This window comes from Bordetella hinzii LMG 13501, from assembly GCF_001548475.1.
GTDB classification, from domain to species: domain Bacteria; phylum Pseudomonadota; class Gammaproteobacteria; order Burkholderiales; family Burkholderiaceae_B; genus Bordetella; species Bordetella hinzii.
In genome coordinates this window covers 15,133-32,130 of record NZ_LRUJ01000047.1, presented here as the reverse complement: position 1 = coordinate 32,130, position 16,998 = coordinate 15,133, and the positions used below count along the sequence as shown (strand labels likewise).

General features: G+C 67.2%; 18 protein-coding genes. 6 read left to right on the top strand and 12 right to left on the bottom strand.

The features are described 5' to 3' along the window. The 6 genes from AXA74_RS21525 to AXA74_RS21500 all read left to right on the top strand — a co-directional run. The coding region (locus tag AXA74_RS21525) for a Rieske 2Fe-2S domain-containing protein (RefSeq protein ID WP_060833317.1) at positions 1-1,162 on the top strand (1,162 nt) is incomplete at its 5' end. Positions 1,163-1,177: 15 nt separating this feature from the next. Beyond that, positions 1,178-2,167: an ABC transporter substrate-binding protein gene (locus AXA74_RS21520; RefSeq protein WP_032956406.1), complete on the top strand. Its 990-nt coding sequence runs from the start codon at positions 1,178-1,180 to the stop codon at positions 2,165-2,167. A gap of 48 nt (positions 2,168-2,215) precedes the next feature. After that, positions 2,216-3,187, top strand: coding sequence for a PDR/VanB family oxidoreductase (locus AXA74_RS21515; RefSeq protein WP_032956404.1), 972 nt, complete (start codon positions 2,216-2,218; stop codon positions 3,185-3,187). A 19-nt stretch (positions 3,188-3,206) separates the two neighbouring features. Then, positions 3,207-4,397, top strand: coding sequence for a Gfo/Idh/MocA family protein (locus AXA74_RS21510; RefSeq protein WP_032956402.1), 1,191 nt, complete (start codon positions 3,207-3,209; stop codon positions 4,395-4,397). Positions 4,398-4,470: 73 nt separating this feature from the next. Continuing rightward, positions 4,471-5,016 carry a MarR family winged helix-turn-helix transcriptional regulator gene (locus AXA74_RS21505; protein WP_029577700.1) on the top strand — a complete coding sequence of 182 codons (546 nt, stop codon included), beginning with the start codon at positions 4,471-4,473 and terminating at the stop codon, positions 5,014-5,016. Between the two features lie 127 nt (positions 5,017-5,143). After that, positions 5,144-5,905 carry a sulfite exporter TauE/SafE family protein gene (locus tag AXA74_RS21500; RefSeq protein WP_162266989.1) on the top strand — a complete coding sequence of 254 codons (762 nt, stop codon included), beginning with the start codon at positions 5,144-5,146 and terminating at the stop codon, positions 5,903-5,905. Between the two features lie 177 nt (positions 5,906-6,082). Here the strand turns inward: AXA74_RS21500 and AXA74_RS21495 are convergent, their stop codons facing one another. From AXA74_RS21495 to AXA74_RS21440, 12 genes are all read right to left on the bottom strand, one after another. Continuing rightward, a complete protein-coding gene (locus AXA74_RS21495) occupies positions 6,083-7,525 on the bottom strand; it encodes an amidase (protein ID WP_032979410.1) in 1,443 nt (480 codons plus the stop codon). Positions 7,526-7,614: 89 nt separating this feature from the next. Beyond that, positions 7,615-8,418 (bottom strand): IclR family transcriptional regulator, encoded by an 804-nt coding sequence (locus AXA74_RS21490; protein ID WP_095075229.1) that lies wholly within the window; start codon positions 8,416-8,418, stop codon positions 7,615-7,617. Between the two features lie 146 nt (positions 8,419-8,564). Beyond that, on the bottom strand, positions 8,565-8,888 hold the full coding sequence (locus tag AXA74_RS21485) for a 2Fe-2S iron-sulfur cluster-binding protein (protein WP_029577696.1): 324 nt from the start codon (positions 8,886-8,888) through the stop codon (positions 8,565-8,567). Positions 8,889-8,897: 9 nt separating this feature from the next. Continuing rightward, entirely contained in the window at positions 8,898-10,103 is a 1,206-nt protein-coding gene (locus AXA74_RS21480) for a cytochrome P450 (protein WP_032956396.1), read from the bottom strand. Positions 10,104-10,107: 4 nt separating this feature from the next. Beyond that, entirely contained in the window at positions 10,108-10,932 is an 825-nt protein-coding gene (locus AXA74_RS21475; RefSeq protein ID WP_032956394.1) for a polysaccharide deacetylase family protein, read from the bottom strand. A 17-nt stretch (positions 10,933-10,949) separates the two neighbouring features. Further along, positions 10,950-11,711 (bottom strand): SDR family NAD(P)-dependent oxidoreductase, encoded by a 762-nt coding sequence (locus tag AXA74_RS21470; protein ID WP_029577693.1) that lies wholly within the window; start codon positions 11,709-11,711, stop codon positions 10,950-10,952. Further along, positions 11,704-12,468 (bottom strand): SDR family NAD(P)-dependent oxidoreductase, encoded by a 765-nt coding sequence (locus AXA74_RS21465; RefSeq protein ID WP_029577692.1) that lies wholly within the window; start codon positions 12,466-12,468, stop codon positions 11,704-11,706. The genes AXA74_RS21470 and AXA74_RS21465 overlap by 8 nt, the downstream gene beginning before the upstream one ends. Beyond that, positions 12,461-13,180, bottom strand: a complete 720-nt coding sequence (locus tag AXA74_RS21460; protein WP_029577691.1) for an ABC transporter ATP-binding protein — start codon at positions 13,178-13,180, stop codon at positions 12,461-12,463. Before AXA74_RS21460 ends, AXA74_RS21465 begins: the two co-directional genes overlap by 8 nt. Then, positions 13,167-13,961: an ABC transporter ATP-binding protein gene (locus AXA74_RS21455; protein WP_029577690.1), complete on the bottom strand. Its 795-nt coding sequence runs from the start codon at positions 13,959-13,961 to the stop codon at positions 13,167-13,169. Before AXA74_RS21455 ends, AXA74_RS21460 begins: the two co-directional genes overlap by 14 nt. A 1-nt stretch (position 13,962) precedes the next feature. After that, positions 13,963-14,898, bottom strand: coding sequence for a branched-chain amino acid ABC transporter permease (locus AXA74_RS21450; protein WP_032956389.1), 936 nt, complete (start codon positions 14,896-14,898; stop codon positions 13,963-13,965). Beyond that, complete coding sequence (locus AXA74_RS21445; RefSeq protein ID WP_032962892.1) at positions 14,895-15,767, bottom strand: branched-chain amino acid ABC transporter permease; 873 nt, start codon at positions 15,765-15,767, stop codon at positions 14,895-14,897. The genes AXA74_RS21450 and AXA74_RS21445 overlap by 4 nt, the downstream gene beginning before the upstream one ends. A 17-nt stretch (positions 15,768-15,784) precedes the next feature. Beyond that, positions 15,785-16,948: an ABC transporter substrate-binding protein gene (locus AXA74_RS21440; protein WP_032959771.1), complete on the bottom strand. Its 1,164-nt coding sequence runs from the start codon at positions 16,946-16,948 to the stop codon at positions 15,785-15,787. Positions 16,949-16,998 lie beyond the last annotated feature (50 nt).

Below are 16,998 nucleotides of genomic sequence, written 5' to 3'. Positions count from 1 at the left end.
GGTGGTGTTCCGCGACACGGAAGGCCGCGTGGGCGTGATGGACGAATACTGTCCGCATCGGCGGGTCTCGCTCGTCTACGGACGGAACGAGGATTGTGGCCTGCGCTGCCTCTATCACGGCTGGAAGATGGACGTCGAGGGCACCGTTATCGAAATGGTCTCCGAGCCCGCCGCCAGCAGCATGGCGGAGAAGGTCAAGCACAAGGCGTACAAGGTCCAGGAGTGGGGCGGGATGGTCTGGGCCTTCATGGGTCCGCAGGACCAGGTGCCTGAGTTCGTCCCGCCGTCCTGGGCGCCGGAGCGCGACACCAAGGTCAGCATCGCCAAGGTGCTGGTTCCGTGCAATTGGGCGCAGATCCTCGAAGGCGCCATTGATTCGGCCCATAGTTCGAGCCTGCACTCTTCGGATTTCGTGCCGGCCCGCGTCGGCGGCGCCGAGGCCACCGACAAGAACTGGCTGCGCCCGTCCACCGACAAGGCGCCGCGCATGCAAGTGCATCGCACCCCTTACGGCTTCCGCTATGCCGCGATCCGGCGGCCCATCACCAATGCCGCGCAGAACGACTACATCCGCTCCACGGTATTCGTCGCGCCGGGCACCGTCCTCATTCCGCCCAACAATCTGTACAACGTCGCCAACGTCAACGTGCCCATGGACGACACCAACACGGTGTTCTACTTCATCGCATGGGGCGCCAGGGAAACGACGCCGGATACGGAGACCTGGCGCAAATTCCTGGGCGCCAGCGTGGGCCGGGACCTGGACGAACGCTACCGGCCGCTGCGCAACATGGAGAACCGGTTCTGGCAGGACCGCCAGGCGATGAAGGCGGGCAATTTCACCGGCATCAAGGGCTTTCCCAACCAGGACATCGCCATGTGGGTGACCATGGGGCCGATCGCCAATCGATCCGATGACCGTCTCGGGGCCAGCGACCTGGCCATCGTGGAGTTCCGCCGCCAGATGCTCGAAGCCGTCCAGGCCTTCGCCCAAGGCGCGCCGGCCATCGGCACCGCCGAACAGCGCATCCCGGCATCCGTCTGCGCCTTCCAGGCCATCGTCCCGAAAAGCGTCGATTGGCGGGAATTCCAGGCCGCGCCGGTCGGCAGGGAGACTGGCGCCGCCCCCGAACTCGAAACCAATTATCAAACCACTGCCTGAGCGCCGGAGATTGTCATGGCCAAGTTGAAACTTTCTATCGCCATGGGCGATTACGACCGCAACCGGGCGCTGTACGACGGGGCGGTGCAGATCGACGGCGTCGATCCGGCCTTCATGCTGCTCAGCCCCGAGGAGATGTTCTTTCGCGCTTTCCGCTTCCAGGACTTCGATGTCAGCGAATTGTCGTTCTCCAGCTATCTGGTGAAGCATTCGCGGGGCGAGTGCCCTTACATCGCGATTCCGGTGTTTCTGTCCCGCGCGTTCCGGCATACGTCGATCTATGTGCGCAAGGACAGGATCAAGTCGCCCGAAGACCTGCGGGGCAAGCGCATCGGGATTCCGGAGTACCAGCTGACCGCCAATGTCTGGGCGCGCGCGCTGCTGCAGGACGACTACGGCATCAAGCCGGGCGACGTCACTTGGGTGCGCGGCGGGATAGACCAGCCGGGACGCCCCGAGAAAATCAAGCTGCAGCTGCCGCCCGACGTCAAGATGGTGGACGCGCCGGCCGACACCACGATCTCCGAGATGTTGCATCGCGGTGAGATCGACGGTTTCATGGCGCCCCGCGCCCCGTCGGGCGAGGCCCGTACGAATCCGAATGTGGGTTGGCTATTCGACGACCCGACCGCCGTGGCCAAGGACTACTACCGGCGCACCGGCATTTTCCCGATCATGCACGTGGTGGGCATCAGGAAGACGCTGGCCGAGCAGCAGCCCTGGCTGCCGGGCGCGCTGCTCAAGGCGTTCGAGCAATCCAAGGCGGCGGCCCTCGCGAAACTGGCCGATACCTCCGCCACCAAGGTGACGCTGCCTTTTGTCGAAGAGCAGCTCAAGGCGGCCCGCGAGACCATGGGAGAGGATTACTGGTCGTATGGCGTGCCGGGCAGTCTTGCGACGCTCGAGGCATTCACCCGTCATCACCACGCCCAGGGGCTGTCGGCGCGCCATGTCCTCGTGGAAGAACTGTTCCACCCCAGCACCTACGAAACCTACAAGATCTGAGCCGTATCGACGGCGGGTTCCCCGCCGTCGGATTTGCTGGAGACAGTCATGAATCAGTCCGCTCACGAGGCCGGCGATATGATGCCGCTGCGCATCGTGAATATCACCGACGCGGCCGTCGGGATCCGTTCCTTCGAGCTCGCCCGCGACGATGGCGCGCCCCTGCCAGCCTTTACGGCGGGATCGCATGTCAGGGTCCGTGTGCCCAATGGCGAGCTGCGGAAGTACTCCTTGTGCAATGACCCGGCCGAACGCGGCAGGTATGTCATCACCGTCAAGCGGGATGCGCAGGGGCGGGGGGGCTCGGTCAGCCTGGTCGACCAGGCGCGCGAAGGCGATGTGCTGCCCACCTCCGAGCCGGACAATGCGTTTGCGCTGGTCGACAATCCCGGCAGCCTGACCTTCATTGCGGGGGGCATCGGCATCACGCCGATACTTTCCATGATCCGCTCTTTCGGCGAACTGCCGCCCGCGCCCTGGAAGCTCTATTACCTGAGCCAGTCCGCGCAGACCACGGCCTTTCTGCAAGAGCTGGGCGCGCCGGAACTCAAGGGCAATGTGAAGATCCACCACGACCAGGGCCGGCCCGAAAACGCCTTCGACCTCTGGCCCGTGCTGGAAAAGCCCAACCGTGGCCACGTCTATTGCTGCGGGCCCAGGGGCCTGATGGAAGCGGTACGGGACATGTCGGGGCATTGGTCGCCGGCCCGCATCCACTTCGAGAGCTTTCTCGAAGGCGGGGGCAAGCGGCCCGACGACCGGCCGTTCAGCGTCGAGCTGGCAGCCTCGGGGCGGACATTGGAGGTCCCGGTCGGCAGGTCCATCCTCTCGGTCCTGCGCGAGGCCGGCGTGCGCGTGGCCTTCTCTTGCGAGAGCGGCACCTGCGGCTCATGCCGCACCGGCATGCTGGCCGGCACGGCCGATCATCGCGACATGGTGCTGCTGCCCGAAGAACAGGCATCCCAGATCATGGTCTGCGTATCGCGCGCAAGCTGCGAAAAACTGGTCCTGGATCTTTGACCCCGCGGATACCTTTGCCATGACACTTCCCTTGCTGCGCCTGGGCATCGTGGGGCTGGGCCGGGCCTTCACGCTGATGCTGCCGACGTTCCTGAACGACCCGCGCGTCAAGCTGGTCGCGGCCTGCGATCCCCGCGCCGAGGCGCGGCAGCGCTTCGCCGCCGACTTCGGCTGTCCGGTGTATGAGAGTCCAGAAGCCCTGGCGGCGGATCCGAGCGTGCAGGCGCTCTATATCGCCAGCCCGCACCAGTGCCATGCCGAACATACGCGCATCGCGGCCGCGCATGGCAAGCATGTGCTGGTGGAAAAGCCGATGGCGCTGAGCCTTGACGAATGCGACGCGATGATCGAGGCCTGCCGCGCCGCCTCGGTGCATCTGGTGATAGGGCACTGCCACAGCTTCGATACCCCCTATCTCGAAACCCGCCGGCTGATCGAGTCCGGCGAGTACGGCGCGGTCAAGATGATCCATGCGCTGAACTATACCGATTACCTCTATCGGCCGCGGCGGCCCGAGGAACTCGCCACCGACGCCGGCGGCGGAGCGGTCTTCAGCCAGGCCGCGCACCAGGTCGACATCGTCCGCCTGCTGGCCGGCCGGCGTGCGCTCAGCCTGCGCAGCGCGCTGGGCAACTGGGATCCGGCGCGCCCGACCGAAGGGGCGTACAGCGCGCTCTTGTGGTTCGACGGCGGCGCCTATGCCTCGTTGAACTACAACGGATACGGCCATTTCGACTCCGATGAATGGATGGACTGGGTCGGCGAAATGGGTGCCCCCAAGCGCGCGGACGACTATGGCCAGGCCAGGCGCAAGCTGGCCACCGTGTCCGCAAGGCAGGAGGCCCAGCTCAAGGCCGAAGGCACCTATGGCGGCAAGGCCTATGTGTCCAGGCCGGCCGACTACGGCGCCTCTCCGCCCGGCCTGGTCCACCAGCATTTCGGGTCCATCCTGGTGTCCTGCGAAGGCGCCGATCTGCGGCCGACCAGCCATGGCATCCATGTCTACGGCGACCAGGCGCGACGCTTCTTGCCCCTGCGTCCGCCGGCCGCGCCGCGCCTGGAGGTCATCGACGAGCTGCACGACGCGGTCTATCTCGGCAAGCCCTGTCTGCACGATGGGCAATGGGCCAAGGGGACGCTGGAGATCTGCCTGGCCATGCTGGCATCGGACCGCGGCGGCCATGACGTCGGCCTGGCGCACCAGGCATAGCGTCCACCGGCTTCTCGCCGCGGACTTTGATGTATATTTTCGAGGAGCCAAGCTGCCCCTGCCGACGCCGCGTATGACATCCAAAGAGACCCAGACCGTACTCAAGCATTGGCGCGAAGCGGTTCCCGACGACCGCCTCGCGCACCTGATCAAGGACGCCACCCGCGCCTTGGTGCGCGGGCTCCAGACACGGCTGGCCGAGCACAATGTCTCTTTCGGCCATTGGGCATTCCTGCGCATCCTGTGGGAGCAAGACGGCCTGACGCAACGCGAACTCAGCGAAAGCGCCGGCGTGATGGAGCCGACCACCTATTCGGCGATGAAGGCCATGGAGTCGCTGGGATACATCGAGCGCAAGCACCTGCCGGGCAACAACAAGAATGTCCACGTCTTCCTGACCCGCAATGGCCGCGCGCTGAAGAAAAAACTGGTCCCCCTGGCCGAAGAGATCAACGCGATCGGCACGCGCGGGCTGAGCAGCGCCGAGATCAAGACGGCCCGCAAGGTGCTGCTTACCATCATCACCAATATGGCCGACGACGAGGCCGCGATGGAAAATGCCGAGCGCCGGGTGCCCTCGACCCGCGAACTGTCGCGCCGGATAAGCGAGACGGCCTGAGGCCCCGCATCGCGGGTCTCGCCGGCCGCGCATGATGCTGATATTATTAGATCGCTAATAATAATCCGCAGGCATCGGGATCAGGTTCCGATACCGGCCATCCCGCGAGACCCTCATGGACATGTCCTTGCCGTGGACAATCCCCGAATTGCCCGGCTACCTTTTGCTTGCCGTCGCCGCCGCCACCTTCATCGTCGCGGGCATCGTCAAGGGAACACTGGGCGTGGGCCTGCCTCTCGTTGCCGTGCCCATGCTGTCCTTCGTGCTGCCGCCCCTGACCGCGATCAGCCTGCTGGTGGTCCCCGTGCTGGCGTCCAATTTCTGGCAGGCCATCAAAGCGGTGGAACCCAAGCGCGCGCTCAGGCGATTCAGGGGCCTGTCGGCCGCGCTCTGCATCAGCACCATCGTTTCGGTGCGCCTGGCCCTGTCCCTGCCCACGGACCTGCTCAATCTGCTGGTCGCCTGCTCGGTGGTGTGCGCCGTCATCCTGATGGTCTACCGGCCCGACAGCGCCATCCCGCCCCAGCGGGAAGGCAAGCTGGGCGTGCTGGTCGGGGTGCTGGCCGGCGCCATGGGCGGCGTGTCCTCGATGACCGGCCCCTTCATCATCACCTATCTGCTGGCCTTGCGCCTGCCCCGCGAAGCCTTTATCGGCGGCATCAGCATCATCTATCTGTTCGGGATGATTCCGCTCTACGCTTCGCTGGCGGTCTACGGGCGCCTGGGGCTGACCGAAATGGTCTATTCGGCGATGGCCTTGGCGCCCATGGCCCTGGGAATGATGCTGGGCAGAAAGCTGCGCGGCCTGCTCAGCGAAGGCGCTTTTCGCAATGTGCTGTTGGGCTTTCTGTCGATGCTGGCGCTGTTGCTGATCGGCAAGGGCGTCTGATACGGGTGGGCCGCGTGGCGTTGTCCCAAACGGGAAAGACGCTGCCGCCCTCAGGCAAATCCCCTCCCATCCCGGCTCCCGAAGGGCGGGCATCCCTTTGACGCCGGTCACGGGGCCCATGAGCCGCGCGATGCCGGACGGACCCGGCGCGTAGGCGCCGGCCGGCCCGCCTTCGTGTCAGCGCGTCGCGAAGCGCGCGGGCATGCGGTGCGCCCAGGGCGCGGCGCGCTCGAGCTCGGCGGCCAGGCGCAGGACCAGGTCGTCGCGCCCGAACTGGCCCATGATCTGGACCCCGACGGGGATGTCTTCGTCGGTCCAGTGCAGCGGGATGCTGATGGCCGGCTGGCCCGAGCCGTTCATGATGGCCGAGAAGGCCGCGTAGCGCGCCACGCGGGCCCGGAAGTCGACGAAGCCGCCCTGCATGGCGAGGTAGCCCAGCGGCACGGGCAGTTGCGTCAGCATGGGGGTCAGGATGAGGTCGTAGGCCTCGATGTCCGTCTGCAGGATGCGGCCCAGGTGATGGAAGCCGTTGATCGCGTCGATGTACTGTTCGGCCGAGACCTTGCGGCCCAGCTCATAGCCGTCGTGCATGGCGGGCTCGAGGTCTTCCGGGCGCAGCGGACGCTTGAGCGCGGCCAGCTTGGCATTGACCGAGGCGGCGATGTTGGACACGAGCACGGTCACGTGATGCTGGAAGAAGCGGTCGTAGTCCAGCGCCGGCGGCTGGGCCTCGATGACTTCGTGGCCGAGGTCGCGACACAGCCGGGCGGCGTATTCCACGCCGGCCAGGCATTCGGGCGCCACGGGGATGTCGTTCCAGGCGCGGGTCCAGAAGGCCACGCGCAGCGGTTTGCGGCGGGCTTCTTCGACGGCCTGGGCAAAAGGCTGGCGCGGGTCGGCGGAGTCATAGGGCGCGCCGAGTTCGCGCCCGCAGATCGCGTCCATGGCCACGGCGGTGTCGCGCACGCTGCGGCTGAGCACGCCGTCGGTGCCCATGCCGCCCCAGATCTCGCCCTTGGTGGGCCCGGTAGGGACGCGGCCGCGCGTGGCTTTCAGGCCCACCAGGCCGCAGCAGGCCGCCGGGATGCGGATGGACCCGCCGCCGTCGCTGCCGTGCGCGATGGGCACGATGCGCGCGGCGACGGCCGCGGCCGCGCCGCCGCTGGAGCCGCCGGCCGAACGTCCTTCGGCCCAGGGGTTGAGCGTGGGCCCGGCGTTGACGGCGGCCTCGGTGGTCGGCGCCATGCACAGCTCGGGCACGGTGGTGCGCGCGAAAGGAATGAAGCCGGCGTGTTCGAAGCGCTGTGTCAGGGTGGCATCGAAGGTGCTTACCGTGTCGTTGAACAGCTGCGACCCTATGCTCATGGGCAGGCGCCGCGAGGCCAGGCTGGAATCCTTCAAGAGGAAGGGGATCCCGCCGAAGGGGCCGGTGGGCTGCCATTGTCGGGCCCATTGCAGCGCGTCGTCATAGCGCGGATAGCGGATGGCGTTGAGCGCCGCGCCGCGTGTCCCGGCCAGCCCGATGGCGTGCTTCATCAGCGTTTCGCTATCGGTCTCGCCTTGCTTGAGCAAGGCGGCCAGCGCCACGCCATCCAGTTGCTGGTATTCGTTTTCTGTCATGCAAGCCCCCTACGGCATCTTCGTTTGCGCGGACAGGCTCACCGACAGAAGCCGCGAACAGGCGTCGCGGCGCGGCGGCGGTCTGCCCGCTAGATATTCGATTTCCAGGCGCTCAAGGCACGCGCGGCCTCGATCGCCAATGGGCAAAACCGCTTGCGGAACTCTTCCGAGCTCCACTCGCTCAATGAGCCGGCGATGTGCACGGCCCCCACCGGCTGGCCGGCGTGGTTGCGGATCGCGGCGGCCAGCGCGACTTCTCCCAGGAGCGCTTCTTCTTCCTGGAAGGCATAGCCGTCGCGCCGCGCCTCGCGGATTTTTTCCCAGATGCGCTCCGGTTCGAGGCGCGTCTTGGGCGTGATGGGCTTGAGGTCGGCATGGGCCATGATGTCGTGGATGACCTCATCGTCCAGCAGCGCCAGGCAGGCCCGCCCGCCCGTGGCCACCAGGGACGGCATGCGGCGGCCGGCCAGGGTGGCGTAGAAACGTTCGCGCTTGCTCTGCATGCGCAGGGCGTAGACGACGGACAGGTTGTCGTGCTCGGCATCGAAGAGGCTGAGGTCGACACGTTCGCCCGTCGTCTTGCGCAAGTCGTTCAGGATGGGCACGGCCTTTTCGATCAGCGGGTTGGCCCGCAGGTAGTCGAAAGACCGGTCCAGGAACTGGCGCCCCAGCGTCAGGCCGCCGCGTTCGGCCTGTTCGAGATAGCCCCTGCTGAGCAAGGTCTGGCTGATGCGCTGGGCCGCGCTCTTGTTGATTCCGGCCGCCGCGGCGATCTCGCCCAGCGATTTGGGTTCGGGATCCTGGGAGAACACTTCCAGCACGTCCAGCGCCCGCGACACGGACTGCAGCAGGAGCCGCTCATCGATCGGAGGAAATCGGTGTTTTGTCGTCATATTCTTGGCCATCAGTTGAGCCGCCGCCGGGAGTCCCGGGGCGGAGCATCGTCACGAACGTACACTACCGGAGGCAGAATACACCCCCTTTTTTGTCGCGTAAGTCCGGCGTTTGCGGCCATGAGAATACTCGCTGCCGACCGTCGTCAGATCTGCGCCGCCGGCAACCTCAACACCAGGCCGTCCAGGGCCTGGTTCATCTCCAGCTGGCAGCACAGGCGGCTGCTGGCGTCGCGCTCGCAGATCGTGGCGTCGAGCATTTCGTTCTCGAGCTCGGACATGGGCGGCAGGCGGTCGGCCCAGCCCGCTTCCACGTAGACGTGACAGGTGGCGCAGGCCAGCGAGCCGCCGCACTCGCCCAGGATGCCCTTGACCTTGCCGCCCAGGGCGGCAAGCATGGCGGACTGGCCTTCCTCGGCCTGGACTTCGGCGATGGTGCCGTCGGTTTGCTTGAACAGGATTTTCGGCATGGTGGTGTGTCAGGCGGGTTTGACGCTCAGCGGAATGGATTTCAGGCTGCGCAGGTTGTTGTTGAGCTTGCGCACGGGTTCGCCCTCGAGGCGGAGTTCGCCGATATGCTTGGCCACGGCCTTGAGCACGGACTCGCCCTCCAGGCGGGCCACCATCTGGCCGATGCACATATGGATGCCGTTGCCCAGCGCCACATGGCCCAGCGTCGAGCGGGTCATGTCGTAGTCGTCCGGGCGCTCCCAGAAATCCGGGTCCCGGTTGGCCGAGGCCAGCATCATCACGATCTTGTTGTCGCGCGGCACGGCCACGCCGTCGATCTCCACATCGCGCATGGTCAGGCGGCATACCGTTTGGATGGGCGTTTCCAGGCGCATGGCTTCTTCCAGCGCGGCGCGGGCGCGGCCCGGGTCTTCCCGCAGCAGGGCGAACTGGGCCGGGTCGCGGGCCAGATAGGCCAGCGTGGCGGAGATGCTGCTGCTGGTGGTGTCCAGGCCGCCGCGCAGGAAAGAGCGCACCAGCAGGGGCGCGATGGCCGGATCGATGGCGCCGGCGTCGGCCGCCTGGAAGATTTTCTCGCCAAAGCCGCCGGGCAGCATGGCTTCGCGCCGCATGCTGGCCTCGTACCAATCCTGGATCAGGTCGGCGCGCGCCTGGGTGGCGAGGTAACGCGCATTGCGCGGGCCCTGGCCGTCGAAGTTCAGCTCGCCCAGCAGGAAGAGGTTCTCGCGGCGTTGCGGCGAGGGCGCCAGGCCCAGCGCGTCGGGGAAAGTCGTCGCCACATAGGTCTCGGCCAGGTCGGTGACGCCGTCAAAGCGGCCCCGCTCGACCAGCTCGGCCACCAGGCGGTCGGCCTCGCGTTCGAAGTCCTCGCGCCACTGGCGTATCACTACCGGCGAGAGGATGCGCTGCACGGCGGTGCGCACCTGGGTGTGCTGCGGCGGGTCGACCTCCACGATGGGACTGCCCGGGCGCCAGGCGCCGGGCTTGCGGATATCGGCGATGCCCGAGCCGCTGGTCGAAGAATACGTTTCCCAGTCCTTGAGCGCGGGCTGGATGTCGCGATGGCGCCCCATGGCGTAGACGCCATAGCGCTCCAGGAAGACCAGCGGGCCGGCGGCGCGCAGGCGGGCGTGCATCTCGAAGGGAGATTCCAGCACCGCGTCGTCATAGGGATCCCAGTCGACCACGGGCGCGGCGAGCTGTGATTGGCTCATGGCTTCAGTCCTTTTCGTAGGCGTCCGACCAGGCCTGGGCGATTTCCGCGCCGGTGGCGAACCAGACGCCAGGGAAGGTCTTGATGAAGGCGATCAGCTCGCGCAGCAGAGCGATGCGGCTGGGCCGGCCGATGACCTGCGGATGGAAGACGGCGTCGTACAGGCCGCCCCAGCGGTAGATTTCGCGGAATTCTTCCTTGAACACGCTGAGGATGTGTTCGTTGGTGAAGATGGGGCGCGGGTTCTTGACTGAGAACAGCGCGTAGGGCGCGTCGTCCAGGCTCCAGTGCCAGGGCAGTTCGATGGGGCCCTTGGAGCCGTCCTCCAGGGTGTGGCGATAGGGATTGATGTCGTCCATCAGCGAGGAGTTGTACAGAAAGCCATGTTTCTGCAGCAGCCGGAACAGGCCGGGGCTGACCTCGCCGGCGGGCGACCGGTAGCCCTTGGGCACCACGCCCAGGCGCTTGAGGGCCTCCAGGCCTTTTTCCATTTCCTCGACATCGGCGGCAGGATCGTCCGACGTCCAGCGGTGCGAGTAGCTGTGGTGGCCCACTTCATGGCCAGCCTTCAGGATCATCTCCACGCGCTGCGTATGGTTGTCCGCCGTCCAGCCGGGCACGAAGAAGGTGCCTTTGACGCCGGCATCCTCCAGCGTGTCCAGTATCTTGGGCACGCCCACCTTGGCGCCGTACTTGCCCTGGCTGAGGATGCCCGGCCGGCTGGCATTGGCCGGGTCGCGCGAGGTCCAGAGCGTCTCGGCGTCGAAGTCGAAACTCAGCATCACCGCGCAGCGCGCGCCGTTGGGCCACTTCACACTCATATCGTGCATGACGTTTCCTTGATATCTCAGTCCAATGGGGTATAGCGCGCGGCCGTATAGCCCCCGTCCACGGGGATGGTCACGCCGGAAATGAAAGAGGCGTCCGCCGAGGCCAGGAAGGCGATCACGGCGGCCTGTTCTTCGGGCTGGCTGACACGGCCCAGCGGCGTGGGCTGGACCTGCAGGCGGATATAGTGCGGATCGCGCAGGCGGGCTTCGGTCATGGGAGTGACCACCACGCCCGGGGCCACGGCATTGACCAGGATGCCCTCCGGCGTCAGTTCGCTGGCCAGCTGCCGGGTGAATTGCGCCACGCCGGCCTTGGCCACGGCATAGGCCGTGGTGCCGGGATAGCCGACCAGGCCGAAGATGGACGACACATTGATGATGCGCCCGCCCGGGCGCGTCAGGTGCGGGCTGACATCGCGCGTGACGCGCAGCAGCGCGCCGAGGTTGATGTCGATGATGCGTTCGAGCAGGGCATCGTCGGAGTCGGCCAGCCGGCGCGAGCCGCCCACGCCGGCGTTGTTGACCAGCACGTCGATGCGGCCGCAGGCCGCCAGCGCCGCCTCGGCGATGCGCCGGCCGGCATCGCGCGCGGCGATATCCAGCACCAGCGCGGTGCCGCCGGTGGCGGCGGCGGTGGCCTGGACCTCGGGCGCGAGGTCCACCAGCAGCACGCGCGCGCCTTCCGCCGCAAAGCGCGCGGCCGTGGCCGCGCCGATGCCGCGGGCCGCGCCTGTGACGATGACGCCCTGGCCGGCGAAGCGCTGGGAGGAGTCAGGCAACCCGGCCTCCATCGATGGGCAGCGCCGTGCCGGTGGTGAAGCCGGCGCCGTCGCTCAGGAAATACAGGACGGCGGTGGCGATCTCGCGCGCCTGGCCAAACCGGCCCATGGGGATGCGCGAGCGCATGACGTCGGCGCGCTCCTGTTGCGCGGCGGCGTCGCCGGCCTGCGCGAAGCTGCCCCGCGCCATGGGCGTATCGATGGTGCCCGGACAGACACAGTTGACGCGGATGTTCTCGGCGGCATGGTTCAGGGCCAGGCTGCGCGTGAGCAGGGTGACGGCGCCCTTGGAGGCCGAATAGGCCGACAGGAAGGGCGAACCCACCAGGCCCGCCGTGGACGAGAAGAGCACGATGGAGCCGCGGCCCAGTTCGCGCATCTGCGGCACCACGGCCTTGACCGCCAGCCAGGGCCCTTTGACGTTGACGGCGAACAGCCGGTCCCATTCTTCTTCGCTCACCTCGATGGCGGGCTTGGCCGGGCCGACGATGCCGGCGGCGGCCACCAGGAACTCCACCGGCCCGAGCTGCTCGCGCGCCAGCGCGGCGGCGCGCCGCACATCCTCGGCCGAGGCGGCGTCGCCCACCAGGGACAGGGCCCCCGGACATTGCGCCGCCGTCTCCTGCAGGCCGGCCGCGTCGCGGTCCAGCAATATGAGGCGGGCGCCTTCGGCGGCCAGCATGAGGGCCGATTCCCGGCCCAGGCCGGCGCCCGCGCCGGTGACAAAGGCCACCCGGCCTTCAAACCGCTTATCCATGTTCCTTGCCTCCAAGATAGAACTCCCGCAGTTCGTCCATCGCCACGCCCTCGCCCACTTCGCGCTCATAGGCGATACGGCCGCCGCGGATGACGTAGATGTAATCGGCGATATCCAGCGCCATGCCGACGTTCTGCTCGACCAGCAGCAGGGTCAGGCCGAGGTCGCGCAGGGCGATGATGGCGTCGGCGATCTCTTCGACCACCTTGGGCGCCAGGGCGGCCGAGGGTTCGTCCAGCAGCAGCACGCTGGGCCGAGCCATCAGCGAGCGGCCGATGGAAAGCATCTGGCGCTCGCCGCCCGAGAGCATGCCGGCCGGCGCATTGCGGCGCTCGCGCAGGCGCTTGAAGCGCTGGTAGACCGCCTCCAGGTCGCTGGCGATGCCGCCGCGGTCGCCGCGGCGGTGATAGGCTCCCATGAGCAGGTTTTCCTCGACGCTCATCGCGCCGAAGACCTCCTTGCCTTGGGGGACCAATGACAGGCCCAGGCTGGCGCGCGCCTCGGCGGGCACGCCATTGACCGGGCGCCCGTCGATGAGCACCTGGCCCTCCTGCGGCGTCACCAGCCCGGCGATGGTCTTGAGCGTGGTCGATTTTCCGGTGCCGTTGCCGCCCAGCAGGGCCACCAGCCCGCCCTTGGGCACGTTGAGCGTCACACCGTGGAGTATCCGCGTGCGGCCGTAGCCGGCGACGATGTTTTCAAGCTTGAGCACGGCGCTTCCACCCTGAACCGATATATGCCTCGACGACGACCGGATCCGTGACCACGGCTTCCGGCTCCCCTTGCGCGATGACGGTGCCGGTGTCCAGCACCGTCACCCGGTCGCACAGCTCGCGCACCACACGCATGTCGTGCTCGACCAGCAGGATGCTGATGCCGAACTCGTCGCGCATGCGGCGGATGAGCTTGATGAGACGATCCACGTTGGGCGGAGACAGGCCGGCGGCGGGTTCGTCCAGCAGGAACAGGCGGGGATCGCTGATCACGCCGCGCGCCAGTTCCACCATGCGCTGCTGGCCGATGGACAGGGCCGTGACGGGCCGGTCGGCGAATGGCTCCAGCTCGAACCATTGCAGCAGTTCGCGGGCGCGCTTGCGCACGGCGGCCTCTTCGTCGCGCGCGGCGCGGCGCCCGAAGATGCTGGCCACGGTGCCGCTTTGCATGCGGATATGGTGCGCCAGCAGCAGGTTGTCCTCGACGCTGAGCGAATGGAACAGGCGCAGCATCTGGAAGCTGCGCGCCATGCCCATGCGGGCGCGCTGGAACGACGGCAAGGCGGTGATGTCGCGCCCGCCGAAGCGGATGCTGCCGCTGTTGGGCGCCAGCTCGCCGGTGATCAGGTTGACCATGGTCGATTTGCCGGAACCGTTGGGGCCGATCAGGCCGACGATCTCGCCTTCGCCCACGGTCAGGTTGGCGTCCTTGACCGCGACCACGCCGCCGAAGCGGCGCGCGATGTTGCGGGCCTCGAGAATGGGAGAGGTGGGCTTCATATCATTTCTCCCGCAGGGAACGCAGACGGCCGATGATGCCTTCGGGCAGCAGCGTGATGGCCAGCACCAGCAGCACGCCGAACATCAGCATGCGGTACTGCGCCACGTCGCCCATCAGTTCGGGCAGCAGCGTCAGCAGGGTGGCGCCGAGGATGGGGCCGGTGAACGTGCCGCGACCGCCCACGATCATCATGGCCACGACGGCGCAGGACACCCAGATCGTGAAGTCGTCGGGCGTGACGCTCTGCATGTAGTGCGCGGACACCACGCCGGCGGCGCCGGCAAAAGCCGCCGAGGCGATGAAGGCCGTCAGCTTGCCGCGCGTGGTGTTCAGGCCCACGGCGCTGGCCAGCGTCTCGTCGTCACGCACCGCCACCCACTCGCGGCCGAGCCGCGAGCGCAGCAGCCGCCAGGCCACATACAGCAGCGCGCACGCCAGCACCAGCGTGAGCCAGTAATAGGCGCGCAGGCTGTCGATCTCGCCCAGCGGGATGCCGAACAGGCTGACCTTGCCGATGGCGGGCACCTGCATGCCGTTCTGGCCCCCGGTGAACGAGGTCCATTGCACCAGGGTCAGGTAGACGATGGTCTGGAAGGCGATGGTGACGATGGCCAGGAAGTGACCTTTCAGGCGCAGGGCGGGGATGCCCAGCAGCAGGCCGAAGAGGCCGGCCACGATGATCCCGGCCGGCAGGTTGATCCAGAAGCTCGTGCCGCAGTCGCGCGCCATGATGGCCGCTGTGTAGGCGCCGATGCCATAGAAGCCGCCCTGGGCGAAGGAGAACTGCCCGCAGTAGCCCGACACCAGGTTCAAGCCGCTGGTCAGGATGATGTAGAGCAGTACCGTGAGCAGCACGGTCAGCACATAGCCGCCGGAGACCAGCGGCGCGGCCGCCAGCACCGCCAGCAGGATGAGGAGGGAAAGTTTGTTTTTCATGAGCGGTCCACCGTCTTGCCGAACAGGCCCTGCGGGCGCAGGAGCAGCACGGCGATCACCACGAAGAAGCCGACGATGTCGCGCAGGCTGTTGCCCAGGTAGGCCGAGGTCATCGACTCGGCGATGCCCAGCAGCAGGCCGGCCGCGGCGGCCCCGCCGATGCTGCCCATGCCGCCCAGGATCACCACCGTGAAGGCCTTGAGCACGATCATGTTGCCGATCACCGGGTGGACCATGTAGACCGAAGACATCAGGAAGCCCGCGATGCCGGCCAGGATGGCGGCCACCATGAAGGTGACCACGGCCACGCGCTGCACGCGCACGCCGCACAGGCGCGCCACGGTGGCGTGCTGGGCCATGGCGCGCAGGCTGCGCCCCGTCCAGGTGTAGCGCAGCACGATGTGCAGCGCGGCGATCAGGACCACCATGGCCACCGGGATGAGCAGGCGCTGCACCGGCAGGTAGACCGGGCCGAGCTCCACGCCGATGTTGGAGTAGGAGGTCTCCAGCAGCAGCGGGCGCGGGCCGAAGGTCAGCAAGGCTGCGTTCTGCAGCACCACGGCCAGGCCGAAGGACGAGATGATGGAGCTGGTGGCATCGCGGTTCTTGAGGGGTTTGTGCAGGATGGTCTCCGCGCCCCAGCCCAGGATGACCGCCACCGCCACCACCACGGCCAGCGCCGGCAGCAGGGGCAGGCCGAGGACCGTGACGGCGGTGATGCCGGCATAGGCGCCCAGCATGTAGAACTCGCCATGGGCGAAGTTCACCACGCCGAGGATGCCGAACACCAGCGTCAGGCCGACCGCCACGAGTACGTATGTGCTGCCAACGACCACCCCGTTGGCTAGGTACTGAAGAAACAGATCCACGTTCAAGCCCCGGATGGTCAGGAGAGCGTGCGCTTGCCGTTCTTGACGATGGCGATGAACATCGGAAACTCGATGCTGCCGCGATCGTCAAAGGCCGCCGTCGCGCCCTTGGGGCCCTGGACGATGGGGAAGTCCTTCATGCCGCTCTTGAGCATTTGCTGGATGGCCAGGCTGTCCGGCTTGCCGACGCGGCGCATGGCTTCGATGCCGATGCGCGTGGAGTCATAGCCCAGGGCGTTGAGCGTGCCGGCCTCGTATTTGTGGATGGCGCGGAACTGGTCGCCGAAGACGCGGCCGGCGTCGTTGGGCGTGGTGCTCTCATACAGCGTGGCCACGGCGAAACCTTCGGAGGCGGGGCCGGCCAGCTTGATGAAGTCATCGCTGAGCATGGAGCCGGAACCCACGAACTGGGTGCGCAGGCCGACGTTGGCGGCCTGGCGCACGATGCTGGCGCCGTCGCCCGCCCAGCCGGCGATGTACACCGCATCCGGTTTCTGGGTGCGCAGCCGCGTGAGCATGGTGGCGAAATCCTGCTCGCCGGTGTTGTAGCTGTCGGTCGAGATGATCTGGCCGCCTTCCTTGGTGATCACTTCCTTGGCCTGCTGGGCCAGGGTGGTCCCGTAGTTGGTGTTGTCGTGAATGATGGAAACGCGCTTGGCGCCGAACTGATGCACGATGGCGCGCGCCGTATCGGCCCCCTGGCCGTTGCTGTCGGGCCAGGCGCGGAAGAACCAGGGATCGCCCACGGTGTTGGCCTCGGTGGCCGCCGCGCCGGTGGAGCCGCCCGACAGCATGGGGACCTTGTACTCGCGCGCGACCTTGGAGGCCGCGATGGCCACGGCGGTCGGGTAGGTGCCCACGATGAAGGGCACTTTCTCGCGCTCGATCATCTTGCGCACGGCGATCACGCCCTTGGTGGAGTTGCTTTCGTCGTCCTCCAGCACGATTTCGATCTTGCGGCCCAGCACGCCTTGTTCATTGGCCTGGGCCACGGCCAGTTCCACGCCCTTGAGCACCTGGTGGCCCTCGATGGCGCCGGGGCCGGACATCGGCAGCAGCACGCCGATGCGGATGGGTCCTTGCTGCTGCGCGCGCGCCAGCGCGGGCAGGCCCGCGCCCAGGCTGGCGCCCATGGTGGCCCCCAACAGGCCGAGCACTTCGCGACGAGTAAACCTAGACATGCGCATCCCCTTTCATTGGACTGAATTCGTATTGCTACGCGATAAGGTCG

What these genes read in the sequence shown, in the direction of transcription:
- AXA74_RS21480 (WP_032956396.1), bottom strand. Translation starts at nt 10,103, where the DNA reads ATGAGCCAATCACAGCTCGCCGCGCCCGTGGTCGACTGGGATCCCTAT.
- AXA74_RS21520 (WP_032956406.1), top strand. Translation starts at nt 1,178, where the DNA reads ATGGCCAAGTTGAAACTTTCTATCGCCATGGGCGATTACGACCGCAAC.
- AXA74_RS21505 (WP_029577700.1), top strand. Translation starts at nt 4,471, where the DNA reads ATGACATCCAAAGAGACCCAGACCGTACTCAAGCATTGGCGCGAAGCG.
- AXA74_RS21475 (WP_032956394.1), bottom strand. Translation starts at nt 10,932, where the DNA reads ATGCACGATATGAGTGTGAAGTGGCCCAACGGCGCGCGCTGCGCGGTG.
- AXA74_RS21485 (WP_029577696.1), bottom strand. Translation starts at nt 8,888, where the DNA reads ATGCCGAAAATCCTGTTCAAGCAAACCGACGGCACCATCGCCGAAGTC.
- AXA74_RS21465 (WP_029577692.1), bottom strand. Translation starts at nt 12,468, where the DNA reads ATGGATAAGCGGTTTGAAGGCCGGGTGGCCTTTGTCACCGGCGCGGGC.
- AXA74_RS21455 (WP_029577690.1), bottom strand. Translation starts at nt 13,961, where the DNA reads ATGAAGCCCACCTCTCCCATTCTCGAGGCCCGCAACATCGCGCGCCGC.
- AXA74_RS21450 (WP_032956389.1), bottom strand. Translation starts at nt 14,898, where the DNA reads ATGAAAAACAAACTTTCCCTCCTCATCCTGCTGGCGGTGCTGGCGGCC.
- AXA74_RS21440 (WP_032959771.1), bottom strand. Translation starts at nt 16,948, where the DNA reads ATGTCTAGGTTTACTCGTCGCGAAGTGCTCGGCCTGTTGGGGGCCACC.
- AXA74_RS21490 (WP_095075229.1), bottom strand. Translation starts at nt 8,418, where the DNA reads ATGACGACAAAACACCGATTTCCTCCGATCGATGAGCGGCTCCTGCTG.
- AXA74_RS21515 (WP_032956404.1), top strand. Translation starts at nt 2,216, where the DNA reads ATGAATCAGTCCGCTCACGAGGCCGGCGATATGATGCCGCTGCGCATC.
- AXA74_RS21510 (WP_032956402.1), top strand. Translation starts at nt 3,207, where the DNA reads ATGACACTTCCCTTGCTGCGCCTGGGCATCGTGGGGCTGGGCCGGGCC.
- AXA74_RS21495 (WP_032979410.1), bottom strand. Translation starts at nt 7,525, where the DNA reads ATGACAGAAAACGAATACCAGCAACTGGATGGCGTGGCGCTGGCCGCC.